Genomic DNA, 11914 nt, shown 5'->3' with positions numbered 1-11914 from the left:
TAACGGCTCTCGACGACGAGCAGGCTTCCAAAGACGAGCAAGACATCGAGGCCCCTGATGGGTGGTATGATGACGAAGATTGGGACGGGGCGCTTGAACTCGCACGTGAGAAAGCCGACGTCCCGTCGGGGAAAGGAACGCTGACGACGAAGCTTATCGACGGACGGAGTTACTACTACCTGCAGTGGCGTGAGGGCGAGCAAATTAAGAGTCAGTACGTCGGCCCCGTCGAGCCGGCGTGAGGGAAACGCGGTACATTTTCAGATTCACCGCGGTTGAAAAACTAATAAACCAATCTTAGCCGTTATTATGGATATGTCGGAGGACAGCGATCTCGATCCGATGGAGACGTTAGAGAGGGCGGATGACCACAAAGCAACGAGCATGCAGCATTCTGAGAGGGCAAAGGAACTGTCAAAAAAGGCCGAAGATAAACTCAAAGAGAAAATTGAAAAAGAGTTGCCCGATGCAACTGTTACGGTAGATTCCGAGTACAATTACGGTAGCCCAGCCTTCAGCGTTGAAGTAGAGGATGATAGGATATCCGACGCTGTCAAGTCTGCTGCCGGTGAGGAATTAGACTGCGCGTCGATCGAGGCACAACAGTTCTTCGTCGGAAAGCGAAATTTCGACCATTCCGAGCGAGAGATGGTAGAGAGCGTTACGTCGCTTATCGCAGAGCTGGAGGATGAATACGAGAAGGGGGCACCTATTGAGGCAGTCATGGACGAGGCGCCCTTCATGGGGATGACTCCAAAAGCGATGAAGCACGAGATACAGCAGCTAAAGCAGAAAGGTGAGGTCTACGAGCCGCGCACTGACTTTCTTCGGACGACATAGCAGGTCTTACACCCTGGGTGTAAGATAGAATCAGCAGGTAGAGAGAGCACAACCCAAGAATACGGAAATGAGTGGGTATTGAAGAGATCTGGGTGTAAGACCATCCACCTCAGATAGGATAGCGCCAACCCATCTTACACCTGTAGTAAGACGGGAACAGCCCCAGACCGTACCACACAGGACCGCTACGGACCGCTTACGGGAACTGCACTTACACCTAACCAAACAAACAAAACAAACAAACACGAAACAACATCGTGTACCCCTCAACTAGAGTTGTATTGTGGTGGTGGTTTTGTTCTTTCCAGCGGGTCATATCCGGCCGTTCCGGCGTTCCTCTTACACCCCTCACACCGTTCCGAGCTTACTACAGGTGTAAGCCGGTATATCGAATCTGACATATCTTACAGCCCCTCCTGTTCGAGATGGATTCGGAGGACTCGGATTCCGTCCTCATTCTTCGTGGTCTTGACTTTCCGAGGAGAGTCGGAGGCGAGCTCCACGATCTTCTCGAAGACGTCTCGAACCTGCTTTGACTGAAGACTCTCGTCACGACGCAGTTCGAGCTTCTCACGCACCTCTGGGCCTTTGAGCGTGATTCGGTTGCCGAACTTGTCCTGGGCCTTGTAACCCCAATCTCCGGCGTGCATCAACACCTCTCGTGCGCGTTCATGAACGGGATACACCCGGTCCACAACATCGTCACAGCCGTTGGCGATAATCCGTTGAATCTTATCCTTTCCAGCAACGTCGATGTTCTCAACGTCAACGTCGGCCGCCTGAGCAACTTCGTTGAGTTTCCGACGAAGCTGACTGTCTTCTCGGGACCGCGTCTTCTGCTCGGCAATGACGTCCTCTCGAAGCTCCCCAAGCGTCTCTCCGTCGTTCAGTTCGTCAAGTTGTGCGAGAACTGGGGGATAGTCTTCAGCATAATACTCGGCAGTGTACTCCGACCCGATCACGACATCATCGAGGTCGAAAACCATCTCTTTCACGAACTCAAGCGAGTTCTCTAATTCCTCTCGCTTCTCTCGCTCTTCCTCAAGCTCTTTCTGTGTCTCTTCGACCTGGTCTTGAAGATGCTCAATCTGGGCCTGCTGCTCTTTGAACATCGTGAGCAGCTGTTCGTTGGGAATACTTTCTCCATCAGTTTCCGCCGCAGAAATCGCAGAGTCCACGCTCATCGGTCACCTCCAACGAACGTGTATCCGCGCGTGATGCCGCCCTCGGTTTTGCGCTCGACGAGGATGGCCTTCTCGACTGCATTCTGGATGTGGGACTTCGCGTCACCGGCCACCGATTGCTCGGTGGACTGGATCGCGGCGACGAGCTGCGTTTCGGAGGCGAACTCGTTGCCGACTCCATCAGGAGAGTCGAACCCGAACTCCATCCATAGGGTTGCCCAGTCCACATCGGTTCTGGAGTCGTCTGCGTTGGACTGCGGCTGATTGATTGGCTGTTCGGTCGTCTGCGGGGACTCAGACATGCTGGCCCCCTGCGTGGTTGCTGACATCGTGGTCGTGGATACGACTCGTGGATGCCCGACGCACGAGGACGCCGGCCCGAAGAGCATAGCCACTGCTGACGGCGATAGGCTTATTGTGACGGGCCGAAAAACCACGACTACGGGAAGACACTCGGGAACTGTCCCTGCCACAGAACGAGTTTCCGAGTGCGTCGCGGCTTTTCAGGCGAGGTTTGTTCGTTGAGCCTTGTCTCTGTCCTTCCAGTTGCGTACGCGGTGACTTAAAACCGCTAGACGCGTCAGACATTGCGCTGTCCCCCGATTAGGTCTTTGGCGATGTCTGCATCCGCGCCAGTCAGTCGGTCAGCCTGTCCCAGCCGGACGTTGATTTCTCCTTCTCGCGTTTGGACGACAAGTCGGGTCTGGACTTCGTAATCTCGAACCTCCCGAACGACACCCTTCTGGTCGCCCTTGTCTTCGCCGTCGCGCTCGACGACGACCTCGGAGTTCTCGGAGATCTCCGTGTCTGGCTCGGGGCGTTTCGTCGGTGCGCCGTGTCCAGCCCGGCTCATGCTTCCTCACCGTCGATATCGTCTTTCTCCAGCTTCTCGTCAACCGCCTCGCGGATGAAGTCACAGCGACCGTAGCCGTCCACGCCGTCGACGGTCTCCTCAACCTCTTCCAGTAACGTCTCGGAGATGCGAAGAGTCACGCGTTCGTTAGAGACGTTCTGCGTGAGTCGGCCCGTCATTCGACCACCTCAACGGAGTCCGTGGCCTCGGCAGGCAGGTCGCCCTGCAGCGTGACGTTGAAACACGTCAACGGCGTGGTCGCGTCGACGCCGGCCTCGGGATAGTAGCGACGAAAGACACCGAGGAACTCGCCAAGCGACTGGTACGAGCTGTGACCCGATGACGCGTTCGCGATCACGTACGCGTCGGTCGCAGAGACGGTCCGTGTCTCTTCGACGGTCATCGGAACCATGTCGTCGTCGGTGACCATCTCCAGCGTGTCGCCAGCGTCGACGTCAGTCCACTCGGCGGCGAGTCGGATCGTCATCGTCGTGTGACCGTAGCGGAGGGGGACCGAACAGCCAGCGTAGCGCATTTCGTGAACCGTCATGCGTTCCCTCCTGCCTTCTCCGGCTCGTACGTGGTCGGCTCGGTGGTCCCACCGGAGTGGGCCCGGCGGTCGCGAACGTCGCGACCGTCTCGCTGGAGGTCACAGTCGTTGCGGTAACAACAGCGGACCGTCTCGCCATCGGGCGAGAAGACGGCGACGTAGCGCTCTGAGACGTGCCGGTCGCAGTTGTTGCAGGAGGGCATTATCGGTCGCCCTCCTGTTCAGTGGCCGTGTGTACTGAACGATGATTTCTGCCAGGTCTGACCGGAATAGGATTACCCCGCCAGGCTAGTCTTCGCGCTACCGCAGCGTGGGCATCGTCGAAACTCGTACATACCGTACTTGTTCTCCACTTCTGGAGAGAACTCCTGATCACACGAGTGGCAATAAAAGTCGACCATAATCCTTCACGGACTGTAGAGGCTGGCTCTACTTTTCGTTCACTACCGTCCGCACACTGACCGCCGTCGGTTCGGATCGGCGGGTCCTCACCATCGTCATCGCCGAAGACAGCGCGTTCGAGGCGCTCGATGCGCGCTTCGAGATCGAGATGGCTGTTCATTGGCCAAACACCTTCTTTTCGACCGTCTCGCGGTCGATATCCCGTAGTTCGTTGCAGTATTGACACCCGTAGCCGCCGCGGTCGTTATGGTGGATGTGTGCCCGGTGGCCACAGGACTCAAAGCGTTCGTGGTTCGAACGATACTCTTCGAGTCGCTCGCGGACGCCATCCTTCAGCGACCAGAACGGGATAGCGTTGTCCGCGTCACGGTCGGCCTTCGATTTCTTGCCGTTTCGCTCGATAGCGCCCCACGACGAGAGCTTGCGGATGACGCGCTGGTACGTGATGTCGTCGACAGGCACGTCGTCGATGCAGAACCGGTCGGCCTCCAGGACGATCTCCATCGTCTCGATTTCCTGCTCGTAGAGGGTCCGAACCTTCGTAGAGGTGGATTGGGAAACGCCGTGACTGTACGCGCTCATAGCGCCCCCCACTGGACTGCGAAGTAGCCGACGAGGACGGCCAGCGACATGCCAGCGCTGAAGAAGCCCGCGGCGAGGACGTTGGCCTGTCGGCGGGTATCGTTGTGGTTCATGCGAGCAACACCACCGTCACGTTCGCCGCAGCAACGAGGGTGTGCAGTCCGAAGAGGAACCACGCGCACACGCGAGCGGTGCGGTATCGCGAGAGGTCGAAGCCGAACCAGACGGCCGTTGCGACCGTGGCAGCGATGGACTTGATGCCGACCATCAATGCGGGTCCGAGAGCTATCACGACGGGATTGGCTTCGTACTGCCAGTGTGCGAGCGTGATGGCGCTATCGAAGCCGATGAGGATGACGCCGGCCAGCAGGGCGAGGTCGTGTGCAGTCGCCGTGTCGATGGGCCGGGTGGACGTTTCGTGGACCGTCATCGCCAGTCCTCCGTGCTGACCGTGATGTCCGAAGCTATCCAGCCGCCGTCGGCGTACTCGGAATCGAGACCGATCTCGTAGAACAGCATCTTCTCGCCGTCGTCGCTTGGCGTCGCAGTGAGTTGTCGGTCGGGCCACGATGGGCTGACTCGCGTCGGGTCGTGGCCGTGCTCTTGGTCTTGGCTCTGGTCTTGGGGCGCTTCGGTGCTCATTCGTTTCCCTCCAGGTTCCCCGTGGTCTGCTTGATCTCTCGAACGGCATCGGCACTGCGAGCGGTCGGGATGATGGTATCTCGCTCGATATCGATGAGGCCAGCCTCGGCGAGTTTGTCGAGGTGGACCTGATACATCGCGATGTAAACGCGATTGTACTCTTTGCTGGTAACCAACGACACTGGTTTCCCCGTCTCTCGGGCCGCGATTCGAGTGGCGAGGTCGCGCTTATCGAGGAGTTCTGCACTGTTCTCGATAACGAGGAGCGCGAGACGACGCCGTTCGTTCGACGCGATACTGTAGAAGGTATCTACGTCGAGGTCGCTCTGTGCGAGTGGCGACTCGGTAGTCTCCGGTTCGGAGGTCGGGGTAAGCTGGGACAGCGCTTCGCCGATGGATGCGACAACGCTGATCATCAGGCTGTCCTCCCTTTCTCAGACTTGCGAGCAAGCGACGCGGCCGCCGCCGTGTGCGCGCTCGAAGTGACGGTGCCGTTCCGGTGCTGGACCAGATCCAGCTTCGCGAGCGCCGGGATGTGGGTCTGGTAGACCGAGACGTAGCGGCGTTTGTACTCATCGTCGCCGTGTGACGGATTCGTGATGCCGGTTTGTCGTTCGGTCAGTCGTTCGGCGATGTCGGTGGCAGAGAGCGCTCGGTCGGACTCGTCGATGATGCACAGGATTCGGCGTCGTCGTTCGTTCGAGAGCGCGTCGAACAGATCGGGGCCGATGGCCCCCACGACGTCACCGATGTCCGTGCTTCGAGAGAGAACGGCGCTGAACATCAGGCCGAACCTCCGAGTAGGGACCGATTGCTAGCCGAGAATAGGCCGCTTACTAGGGTGGTAAGGTTGTTTGGCTGATTGTTCCGCCTGCAACGTTCGGTTCCCTTTAGGGGGTGTGGGTCGTACGTCATTGTGCTGTAGGACCTTGGACGGCCGCGTTGTGGCGCGGTCGTCCGACGAACTTTTCGCCGGTTGACTTGTGTGCCGCCCGTACAGTCCTGTCTATCACTATATGTAGCATATAACTTATAACTGTGGGTGCACTCGCTTACAATGTAGATGAGAGTTCCAATTAAATCTTCATGGGGGTATATGCACGCTCCCGCGCTCTCACCCGGTGTAACTAAACACCGTACCGGATACAGTAGGGGTGAATGCGTCCAGTGTTTGGCCTGACCGAAAGCGATAGAGCGATTCTCAGGCTTCTCCGCGACGCACAACTCGCATTGAAGCCAGGCGCAGTTCATTACAACCTTCGTGAAAGATATAATACTGAAATATCCGACACGACTGTACACCGGAGATTGCCGAGGCTGACGTATGCAAAACTCGTCGTGCAAGAAGACTCGAAGGCCGGCCGATATGCAATTACTGAACTTGGCGAGCGCCTGCTCGATGAAGAACTCAATGACGAGGAGGTAATGCGCGTCTCCCAGCGACTCCAGGAAGGCCCGCCGGACGACGAGGACTGACGCCCGCTCTCCCGAACCAATCCCCCTATTACGGCTCTTGTCCCACTCGAACCGAGGCCGTCGGCTGCACACTCCCTCCGAACCCCCAACACCCGATTTCTGTACGCCTATGCAGGACATACCGGAGTGCACGACACTCCTACAAAAAGCGCTATGGCGGGCGCGCGAACGGTTCCCGAAAAACGGGCGATTCTACCCCGCTAAACGCTACAGAAAACCGGTCAAAACCCTCTATATCGACAGAAGAACGGTAGACGAACGGTTACCGAACGGTACGGCCGCTGTCTGGCGATTCTACAGTGAACGGTACACGGTCGCCGGGCCGTTGCCATCGGACTCGATCGCGTCGTAGCGCTTCAGGAATGCGAGGTACTTCCGGCGCGTGCTCTTGGCTTTCGGGCTCTGGACGGCGGCCTCGTAGCGATTGTGCAGTGTCGAGACATCCACTTCGTCAGCGTCGCGGATGATATCCAACAGCGCGAGCTTGTGGGTACCCCAGTAGCGCTCGCGATGGGCGCGCATATCGGCCTCGATGCCCTCGATGTTCTCCGAGACAACGCTCGCGGTCAGCTCGCAACCGTTCTGTTCGGCCTGTCGGGCCGACCGTCGGAGCAACGCGATCGCGTGGCGCGCGTTCCCGGCAGCGAGGTCGGCGATCTTCGTCAGTGCGTTCGGGTCGACGCGATCACGAATCAGGCCATGTGAGACGCGACTGTCGAGAATATCCACGAGTTCCTCCTGGCTGTATTTATCCAGTTTGAGGCTATCGACGCAGCGCAGCCGGGACTCGGCCCGCGGGTCAAGTTCGGCCAGCCACTCAGCTTGCTTGAGTGTGATGCAGAGGAGTGTGACGTTCGGAATCTCCCAGAGTGAGATGAGCGTCCGCTCGTCGTCGAGCACGTCCACTTCGTCGAGCACGACGACAACCTGGTCATCGGCGTCGCGGAGGTAATCTAGCGCCGCCGAGGTAGCAGTCCCCTCTCGCTTGAGGTCGACGCCGAGGCCCGCCGATCGGACGATCTGGTACAGCGCTGCGGCCGACGTCGAGTCGCTCATGCAGTTGACGTACCCCCAGCGCACGCCGAGCGCCTTCGAGCGCAGGTGTTCGACCGTGAACTTCGCCAGCGTGGTCTTGCCCGCGCCGGTCGGCCCGTGGATGCAGACGCTCTCGCCGGGCTCGCCGTGGGTTAGCGGGTCGAAGAGCGAGGAGAGATAGTCAATTTGGCCGTCGCGGTGGTCCAGGTCTCGCGGTACGAACCCGTATCGAAGGGCACGTGCGTCGGTAATCATCGGCTATCCAGCAGGTCAGTATGTAGTTATAAGAAGTTGCGCATATCGGGGTGAAAGTGAAATCTGTCTATTGGGGGTCGCACGCGCACGCGGATTCAATGAGGGGCTTTTTGAAGCATGGCTCCGTTCAAATAGTTGACCGTCGCGACGACGGTCGTCACCGAGGACAACTAACGCTCGGTGAAGGAGAAAGCTCTATGTCGGGACTCTCTTTGCTCGGTGTGACAGCACCGGGCTTTGCTGTTGTTTCAGGCGCTGCGCTCGTTCGCATGGGCCTCCCGCTGTTGGGCGCGCTATTCGCTACCGGCGGCCTGATAGCGTGGGTCTATGTGGAGAACGAACCACCGTCGGAGTAACATTTGACGGCCCCACCGCTGGTGGGGTTTTGTTTTGAAGGAGATATGTCGGGACCTCTCTGCTAGAGGCTTTGCCGTTGTTTTTGCTGATTCATTCCGCCGTGACAGCGGCGGTCTGCATCACCGTGTTGGACTGGTTCGCACGTTCCGGCAGAGTGTCACCCCAGCCAACATGTATGAGTACTGTACGGACTCACAAAATGTTATCGAATATCTTCGTTGCTAACCAACAGGCGCGCCCCTAACCAACAAAACTGGGCATAATAGCATATCAATTCTGATATATACTGGCGAAAAGCCAACCCCGGGGAAGCCAAATCACTATTCCAAATATCCGATACTACTAAGTGGGCGGCCGTCGTGGACTAAAGTAAGAACTGCTCGGTGTGGTCGGCCTCAGTAATGCCGGCCGGGTGCTTGGAACACCCAACCGAGTGGTTCTAAGGTACGAACCATGTCCAAATCAGACTCGCCGACTAGTAAACCTGTCGGCACGACTGACCCGAATCCCCAAGAGCAACGCGCCCGCGAACTCCTCACCCAACGCCCGACGTTTCTGGGCACTGACGGTAACGACTATGCCCACTACTGGGACAGCTACGAGTACGCCGTGGCCGTCGTGGCCCCGAACGGCAACGCCGAGAAACACGCACTCGACGAGACGGCATATGCGAACCTCTCGCAGTGGTGCGAACACGTCCGTGACAAGCGTGGTTGGGAGACCGGCCCGCACGTCGGCGGCTCACTCGTTGACGATCTCGTTGAGGCGCTTCGATGAGGCGCTTCGATGAGTTGCACCGTCGAAGCCCGTGCTCGCGTTCGTCGAGCTGCCCGCGCGATTCGAGACTGCGCGCCGACCGTCGCCGTCGACGTGCTTGAACCGAGCGATAGCTCCCACGACTGCTGGACCCTCGAAGTGGCCCTTCGAGACCGAGACGGCATCCCACCCGCGGTCACGCGCGAGATCGCCATCGCCGGGCTGACCCTTCGACCGGTGCCTAGTCAGCCCGGGTATCAGCCCGTGGTTGCGACGGTCTGAACTGTCGCTACCCTTTTTATCGCTGTTTGCGTACCAGTTGGCTATGTCCACGTACGCCCGCGCGGTCGATAGGTTTCCAACAGAACGGGTTGAGCAAGGCGCACGCCGGATCGAGCGCATCCTCCTTGCGCTCGTTGTCGGCTGTTACTTCGCTGGCGATATCGTGACGACGATCATCGGCCAGGAACTCGGCGCTGTCGAATCGACCGAGTCCGTTCGGTGGGCGATGGAGACCTTCGGCTACGCGGGCCTCGTCGGTCACAAACTCGTCATTCTCGCGTGCGTGTATGTGGGCTGGAAAGCACTGACCGTCGCCGCTCGGTCGCTCGGCATCGACGGCAGTCCGTTCCGGTCAGCCTATCTCTTTTTCTTCGCGTTTCGTGGCGTGTCTGTGGTGGTCTGGAACAGCTACGTGATATTTCTGCTACTGACCGACAGCGGTGCTGTGGCTCTTGCACCACACTGGCTCTAAAAAAGCGCTTGTTCAGTTATGCGTCGGGACCGGTCCACGTCGAGAGCGTAGCCGTGTTATCGCCTGACGTTGACGTGAATATGACCCGGACCTCATCTGAGGAGTCTGCGCCAACAACAATTGACGTACCGGCCGTTATGTCTTGGGCGGCACTAATGGAACTCGCGGAATTGAGATTCGGCTTTTTGTCCCCGCCACTCTCAACCAACGAAAGTCTGTTTTCGTTGATTGTGTCACCACCATCGTGCGTAATCGTCAGTGCCCCGTTTGGCGTACTGTCGCTGAAGTTAGCAGTGCCAAAGTCGATATTCGATGCTGTCTGCGCATCCACGGATTCATCGTAATCATACGAGAAGCTCGCCTGTGGCGTTTGCTTCTGGGCTTGGTCCCCCAACCCGAGCACGAAGCTCGCGATCACGGCCGCGAGGATCACGGTGATTGCGACCATGAGTATCACTCCGATGACTGGCGATACTGCGTCGTCGTCTTGCAGCAATTCTTTCAAATCCATATTGCCAATTGGTCGTCCATTAGATACCAATATAAAGCTATAGCACCGTTCTAGGCAAATCGTCGGTTTCAACCCTTCCTTGTGGGTTTCAAGCGCGGCTTGGATGGCTCTATCATTATTTGAACATGGACCTGTGGGGGCTGTTCAACGCAGCCCCGGGGTGGCAAAACCCCGTATTACCCTTTGGATTTCAGCGGGTCAATGCCCGCATCACTGCTCTCTGCCCATTGGGAGTAAAGGTAACGTATGCGCTGCTAGACGGTGTACACGCCGTAACTCCCGCATTGTTATCAGGGGCCGGGGACACTCTGGTCACTATGGAGGTGACAAAGTGGCAGACGACCGTGACAAGCTCACCGTCCCCGACGACCTTCGAGCAAAGGTCTTGGATTACTTTGGGAACGCTGCGACCACGGATTCGGGGGCGATGGTCACGGCCTTATGGTACGCGTGCGAGCGCTACGAGGCCGAGCACGGTATTGACCCGGACGCTGCACGGGATAGCATAGACACAGAGGAGTAATCAATCCAACGGGCTGGCGTTGTCCGGTTTTCGGACAGACTTCAGCGGTACTTTTGACCACTCTGGGCCGTTATTGGCCCACTTCTGGGCACGTAGTGTCGCTACCTTTATGACGGTTTGGCTAGTAATTGATAATAACCAGTCGGCGGGGTCCGGCGCGGGGCCGGATGACCCTCTGGGGGTGCTTGCCTGGCGTTTTTCAGACGCCCAGCACGGCCCGGAAATCCCGAATCGGTCGGGAACCCATCGCCGAAAGGCCCAGTGCGGTAACGCCGCACTGGCCGATAGTCATTCCTGTCCACCCATGAGCACCGAGAGCAACAGCACAAGCGACCGTACCGACCGCTCGCTATTTTCACCGAGCGAAAAACGGACCCGTCAAGGCGAGACGCTGGGCTACCCAGACCAGCCCAAATCTTCCGACGACAAGAAGCCACGACGCGACAACTGGTACGGTAATCCCGAAGTCGAGACCGCGGCGACCGTGCATCACAACCACGGCACAGAGTGGTCGGCCGACGAGATTACCGACGACAAAGCTGAATCAGTCGCGTGGGAAATGCTTCGCGCCATCGCGCCGAAAATGTGCGGCGCGTCGATTGACGATCCGGCGCGAGAACCGACCGAACTGACTGAGCCCGAAGTCTACCCACACGGCGAGGGAAACCGCGAACACCTTCGACGGGCACGCATCAACGAGGAGGGCGGCGAAATCACTGGCGGCGAGTCTACTGGTGTCCGACTCGGGGACGTCTCGACCGAGCGCTTTCTTTCAATAGTCCGCATCCTGCTCGACCACTGGGACCACATCGGCCATATCACGGAGGAAGTCGCCGACGATCTCTACCGTGACGCGCAGTCGATGAAATCCTCCTCCGACAAAGACGACGACGAGATAATCGAACGCCTCGCTACCGACGCTCTCCAGAACAAGGACTTCTCCGCACGCGTGGACATGATGCTCTCGACGTGGGAGAAGGCGGGCCACATCACTGAGCGAGAGCATACCGAGCTGATGGTCGAAGCGATTCGGCTTCGAAATCAACCGGACATCAAAGACGACGAGGTTATCGAACGACTGAGCGACCGGGCGCTTCCGCTCCCGGTGCAGAACTGAGGGATTCGAGAGATGAATGTTTCACGAAGTGCCTTTCGAGCGGCAGCCGTGGCGCTGCTGATTGTGACGGCAATGGT

Annotated in this window: 21 protein-coding genes and 1 pseudogene; 9 read left to right on the top strand and 13 right to left on the bottom strand. The window is 58.3% G+C overall.

Translation table 11 applies throughout. The features are described from left to right. Together E4S61_RS24430 and E4S61_RS24425 are read left to right on the top strand one after the other, a co-directional pair. Positions 1-242 (top strand): annotated as a pseudogene (locus tag E4S61_RS24430) (hypothetical protein); the annotation flags it as partial. A gap of 73 nt (positions 243-315) precedes the next feature. Then, positions 316-840 (top strand): hypothetical protein, encoded by a 525-nt coding sequence (locus tag E4S61_RS24425; protein ID WP_135306393.1) that lies wholly within the window; start codon positions 316-318, stop codon positions 838-840. Between the two features lie 404 nt (positions 841-1244). Here E4S61_RS24425 and E4S61_RS24420 read toward each other — a convergent pair whose 3' ends face one another. The 11 genes from E4S61_RS24420 to E4S61_RS24370 form a co-directional block, all read right to left on the bottom strand. Continuing rightward, complete coding sequence (locus tag E4S61_RS24420; protein WP_209309598.1) at positions 1245-2018, bottom strand: hypothetical protein; 774 nt, start codon at positions 2016-2018, stop codon at positions 1245-1247. Positions 2019-2020: 2 nt separating this feature from the next. Beyond that, the gene (locus tag E4S61_RS24415) at positions 2021-2326 is read right to left on the bottom strand and encodes a hypothetical protein (RefSeq protein ID WP_135306391.1); all 306 of its coding nucleotides are present in this window, start codon (positions 2324-2326) and stop codon (positions 2021-2023) included. Between the two features lie 278 nt (positions 2327-2604). Beyond that, positions 2605-2877, bottom strand: coding sequence for a hypothetical protein (locus E4S61_RS24410; RefSeq protein WP_135306390.1), 273 nt, complete (start codon positions 2875-2877; stop codon positions 2605-2607). Then, the gene (locus E4S61_RS24405) at positions 2874-3056 is read right to left on the bottom strand and encodes a ribbon-helix-helix protein, CopG family (RefSeq protein ID WP_135306389.1); all 183 of its coding nucleotides are present in this window, start codon (positions 3054-3056) and stop codon (positions 2874-2876) included. Before E4S61_RS24405 ends, E4S61_RS24410 begins: the two co-directional genes overlap by 4 nt. Continuing rightward, positions 3053-3427, bottom strand: coding sequence for a hypothetical protein (locus E4S61_RS24400; protein WP_135306388.1), 375 nt, complete (start codon positions 3425-3427; stop codon positions 3053-3055). Before E4S61_RS24400 ends, E4S61_RS24405 begins: the two co-directional genes overlap by 4 nt. Beyond that, positions 3424-3630, bottom strand: a complete 207-nt coding sequence (locus E4S61_RS24395) for a DUF7563 family protein (RefSeq protein WP_135306387.1) — start codon at positions 3628-3630, stop codon at positions 3424-3426. The genes E4S61_RS24400 and E4S61_RS24395 overlap by 4 nt, the downstream gene beginning before the upstream one ends. 355 nt (positions 3631-3985) lie before the next feature. Further along, positions 3986-4411, bottom strand: coding sequence for a hypothetical protein (locus E4S61_RS24390; RefSeq protein ID WP_135306386.1), 426 nt, complete (start codon positions 4409-4411; stop codon positions 3986-3988). 109 nt (positions 4412-4520) lie between these two features. Next, positions 4521-4841 carry a glutathione S-transferase family protein gene (locus E4S61_RS24385; protein ID WP_135306385.1) on the bottom strand — a complete coding sequence of 107 codons (321 nt, stop codon included), beginning with the start codon at positions 4839-4841 and terminating at the stop codon, positions 4521-4523. Beyond that, positions 4838-5053 (bottom strand): hypothetical protein, encoded by a 216-nt coding sequence (locus E4S61_RS24380; protein WP_135306384.1) that lies wholly within the window; start codon positions 5051-5053, stop codon positions 4838-4840. The genes E4S61_RS24385 and E4S61_RS24380 overlap by 4 nt, the downstream gene beginning before the upstream one ends. Continuing rightward, positions 5050-5469 (bottom strand): DUF7344 domain-containing protein, encoded by a 420-nt coding sequence (locus tag E4S61_RS24375; RefSeq protein WP_135306383.1) that lies wholly within the window; start codon positions 5467-5469, stop codon positions 5050-5052. The genes E4S61_RS24380 and E4S61_RS24375 overlap by 4 nt, the downstream gene beginning before the upstream one ends. Next, on the bottom strand, positions 5469-5837 hold the full coding sequence (locus E4S61_RS24370) for a DUF7344 domain-containing protein (protein WP_135306382.1): 369 nt from the start codon (positions 5835-5837) through the stop codon (positions 5469-5471). The genes E4S61_RS24375 and E4S61_RS24370 overlap by 1 nt, the downstream gene beginning before the upstream one ends. Before the next feature lie 554 nt (positions 5838-6391). Here E4S61_RS24370 and E4S61_RS25765 point away from each other — a divergent pair. Continuing rightward, positions 6392-6529: a hypothetical protein gene (locus tag E4S61_RS25765; RefSeq protein ID WP_167768633.1), complete on the top strand. Its 138-nt coding sequence runs from the start codon at positions 6392-6394 to the stop codon at positions 6527-6529. Between the two features lie 294 nt (positions 6530-6823). On the opposite strand, the gene E4S61_RS24365 is transcribed toward E4S61_RS25765, so the two are convergent. After that, positions 6824-7819: a Cdc6/Cdc18 family protein gene (locus E4S61_RS24365; protein ID WP_135306381.1), complete on the bottom strand. Its 996-nt coding sequence runs from the start codon at positions 7817-7819 to the stop codon at positions 6824-6826. A gap of 197 nt (positions 7820-8016) precedes the next feature. Between E4S61_RS24365 and E4S61_RS25760 the strand changes: the two genes are divergently transcribed. The 4 genes from E4S61_RS25760 to E4S61_RS24350 all read left to right on the top strand — a co-directional run bounded on the left by E4S61_RS25760 (position 8017) and on the right by E4S61_RS24350 (position 9686). Then, entirely contained in the window at positions 8017-8175 is a 159-nt protein-coding gene (locus E4S61_RS25760; RefSeq protein ID WP_167768632.1) for a hypothetical protein, read from the top strand. A 454-nt stretch (positions 8176-8629) separates the two neighbouring features. Continuing rightward, positions 8630-8953: a hypothetical protein gene (locus E4S61_RS24360; protein ID WP_135306380.1), complete on the top strand. Its 324-nt coding sequence runs from the start codon at positions 8630-8632 to the stop codon at positions 8951-8953. Between the two features lie 9 nt (positions 8954-8962). Next, positions 8963-9214, top strand: a complete 252-nt coding sequence (locus E4S61_RS24355) for a hypothetical protein (protein ID WP_135306379.1) — start codon at positions 8963-8965, stop codon at positions 9212-9214. A gap of 43 nt (positions 9215-9257) precedes the next feature. Next, the gene (locus E4S61_RS24350) at positions 9258-9686 is read left to right on the top strand and encodes a hypothetical protein (RefSeq protein ID WP_135306378.1); all 429 of its coding nucleotides are present in this window, start codon (positions 9258-9260) and stop codon (positions 9684-9686) included. A 16-nt stretch (positions 9687-9702) separates the two neighbouring features. Here E4S61_RS24350 and E4S61_RS24345 read toward each other — a convergent pair whose 3' ends face one another. Further along, positions 9703-10197 carry a type IV pilin gene (locus tag E4S61_RS24345; protein WP_135306377.1) on the bottom strand — a complete coding sequence of 165 codons (495 nt, stop codon included), beginning with the start codon at positions 10195-10197 and terminating at the stop codon, positions 9703-9705. A gap of 331 nt (positions 10198-10528) precedes the next feature. Between E4S61_RS24345 and E4S61_RS24340 the strand changes: the two genes are divergently transcribed. Beyond that, a complete protein-coding gene (locus tag E4S61_RS24340) occupies positions 10529-10720 on the top strand; it encodes a hypothetical protein (protein WP_135306376.1) in 192 nt (63 codons plus the stop codon). A gap of 304 nt (positions 10721-11024) precedes the next feature. Beyond that, positions 11025-11837: a hypothetical protein gene (locus tag E4S61_RS24335; RefSeq protein ID WP_135306375.1), complete on the top strand. Its 813-nt coding sequence runs from the start codon at positions 11025-11027 to the stop codon at positions 11835-11837. The last annotated feature ends 77 nt before the right edge of the window (positions 11838-11914 follow it).

The sequence above is a fragment of the Haloarcula amylovorans genome (assembly GCF_004681185.1).
GTDB classification, from domain to species: domain Archaea; phylum Halobacteriota; class Halobacteria; order Halobacteriales; family Haloarculaceae; genus Haloarcula; species Haloarcula amylovorans.
Note: the sequence above shows the minus strand (reverse complement) of the source record. Positions and strands in the feature narration are given on the sequence as shown.

What these genes read in the sequence shown, in the direction of transcription:
- E4S61_RS24360 (WP_135306380.1), top strand. Translation starts at nt 8,630, where the DNA reads ATGTCCAAATCAGACTCGCCGACTAGTAAACCTGTCGGCACGACTGAC.
- E4S61_RS25760 (WP_167768632.1), top strand. Translation starts at nt 8,017, where the DNA reads ATGTCGGGACTCTCTTTGCTCGGTGTGACAGCACCGGGCTTTGCTGTT.
- E4S61_RS24390 (WP_135306386.1), bottom strand. Translation starts at nt 4,411, where the DNA reads ATGAGCGCGTACAGTCACGGCGTTTCCCAATCCACCTCTACGAAGGTT.
- E4S61_RS24395 (WP_135306387.1), bottom strand. Translation starts at nt 3,630, where the DNA reads ATGCCCTCCTGCAACAACTGCGACCGGCACGTCTCAGAGCGCTACGTC.
- E4S61_RS24370 (WP_135306382.1), bottom strand. Translation starts at nt 5,837, where the DNA reads ATGTTCAGCGCCGTTCTCTCTCGAAGCACGGACATCGGTGACGTCGTG.
- E4S61_RS24410 (WP_135306390.1), bottom strand. Translation starts at nt 2,877, where the DNA reads ATGAGCCGGGCTGGACACGGCGCACCGACGAAACGCCCCGAGCCAGAC.
- E4S61_RS24365 (WP_135306381.1), bottom strand. Translation starts at nt 7,819, where the DNA reads ATGATTACCGACGCACGTGCCCTTCGATACGGGTTCGTACCGCGAGAC.
- E4S61_RS24425 (WP_135306393.1), top strand. Translation starts at nt 316, where the DNA reads ATGTCGGAGGACAGCGATCTCGATCCGATGGAGACGTTAGAGAGGGCG.
- E4S61_RS24415 (WP_135306391.1), bottom strand. Translation starts at nt 2,326, where the DNA reads ATGTCTGAGTCCCCGCAGACGACCGAACAGCCAATCAATCAGCCGCAG.
- E4S61_RS24345 (WP_135306377.1), bottom strand. Translation starts at nt 10,197, where the DNA reads ATGGATTTGAAAGAATTGCTGCAAGACGACGACGCAGTATCGCCAGTC.
- E4S61_RS24385 (WP_135306385.1), bottom strand. Translation starts at nt 4,841, where the DNA reads ATGACGGTCCACGAAACGTCCACCCGGCCCATCGACACGGCGACTGCA.
- E4S61_RS24335 (WP_135306375.1), top strand. Translation starts at nt 11,025, where the DNA reads ATGAGCACCGAGAGCAACAGCACAAGCGACCGTACCGACCGCTCGCTA.
- E4S61_RS24405 (WP_135306389.1), bottom strand. Translation starts at nt 3,056, where the DNA reads ATGACGGGCCGACTCACGCAGAACGTCTCTAACGAACGCGTGACTCTT.
- E4S61_RS24350 (WP_135306378.1), top strand. Translation starts at nt 9,258, where the DNA reads ATGTCCACGTACGCCCGCGCGGTCGATAGGTTTCCAACAGAACGGGTT.
- E4S61_RS24400 (WP_135306388.1), bottom strand. Translation starts at nt 3,427, where the DNA reads ATGACGGTTCACGAAATGCGCTACGCTGGCTGTTCGGTCCCCCTCCGC.
- E4S61_RS24375 (WP_135306383.1), bottom strand. Translation starts at nt 5,469, where the DNA reads ATGATCAGCGTTGTCGCATCCATCGGCGAAGCGCTGTCCCAGCTTACC.
- E4S61_RS24380 (WP_135306384.1), bottom strand. Translation starts at nt 5,053, where the DNA reads ATGAGCACCGAAGCGCCCCAAGACCAGAGCCAAGACCAAGAGCACGGC.
- E4S61_RS24355 (WP_135306379.1), top strand. Translation starts at nt 8,963, where the DNA reads ATGAGTTGCACCGTCGAAGCCCGTGCTCGCGTTCGTCGAGCTGCCCGC.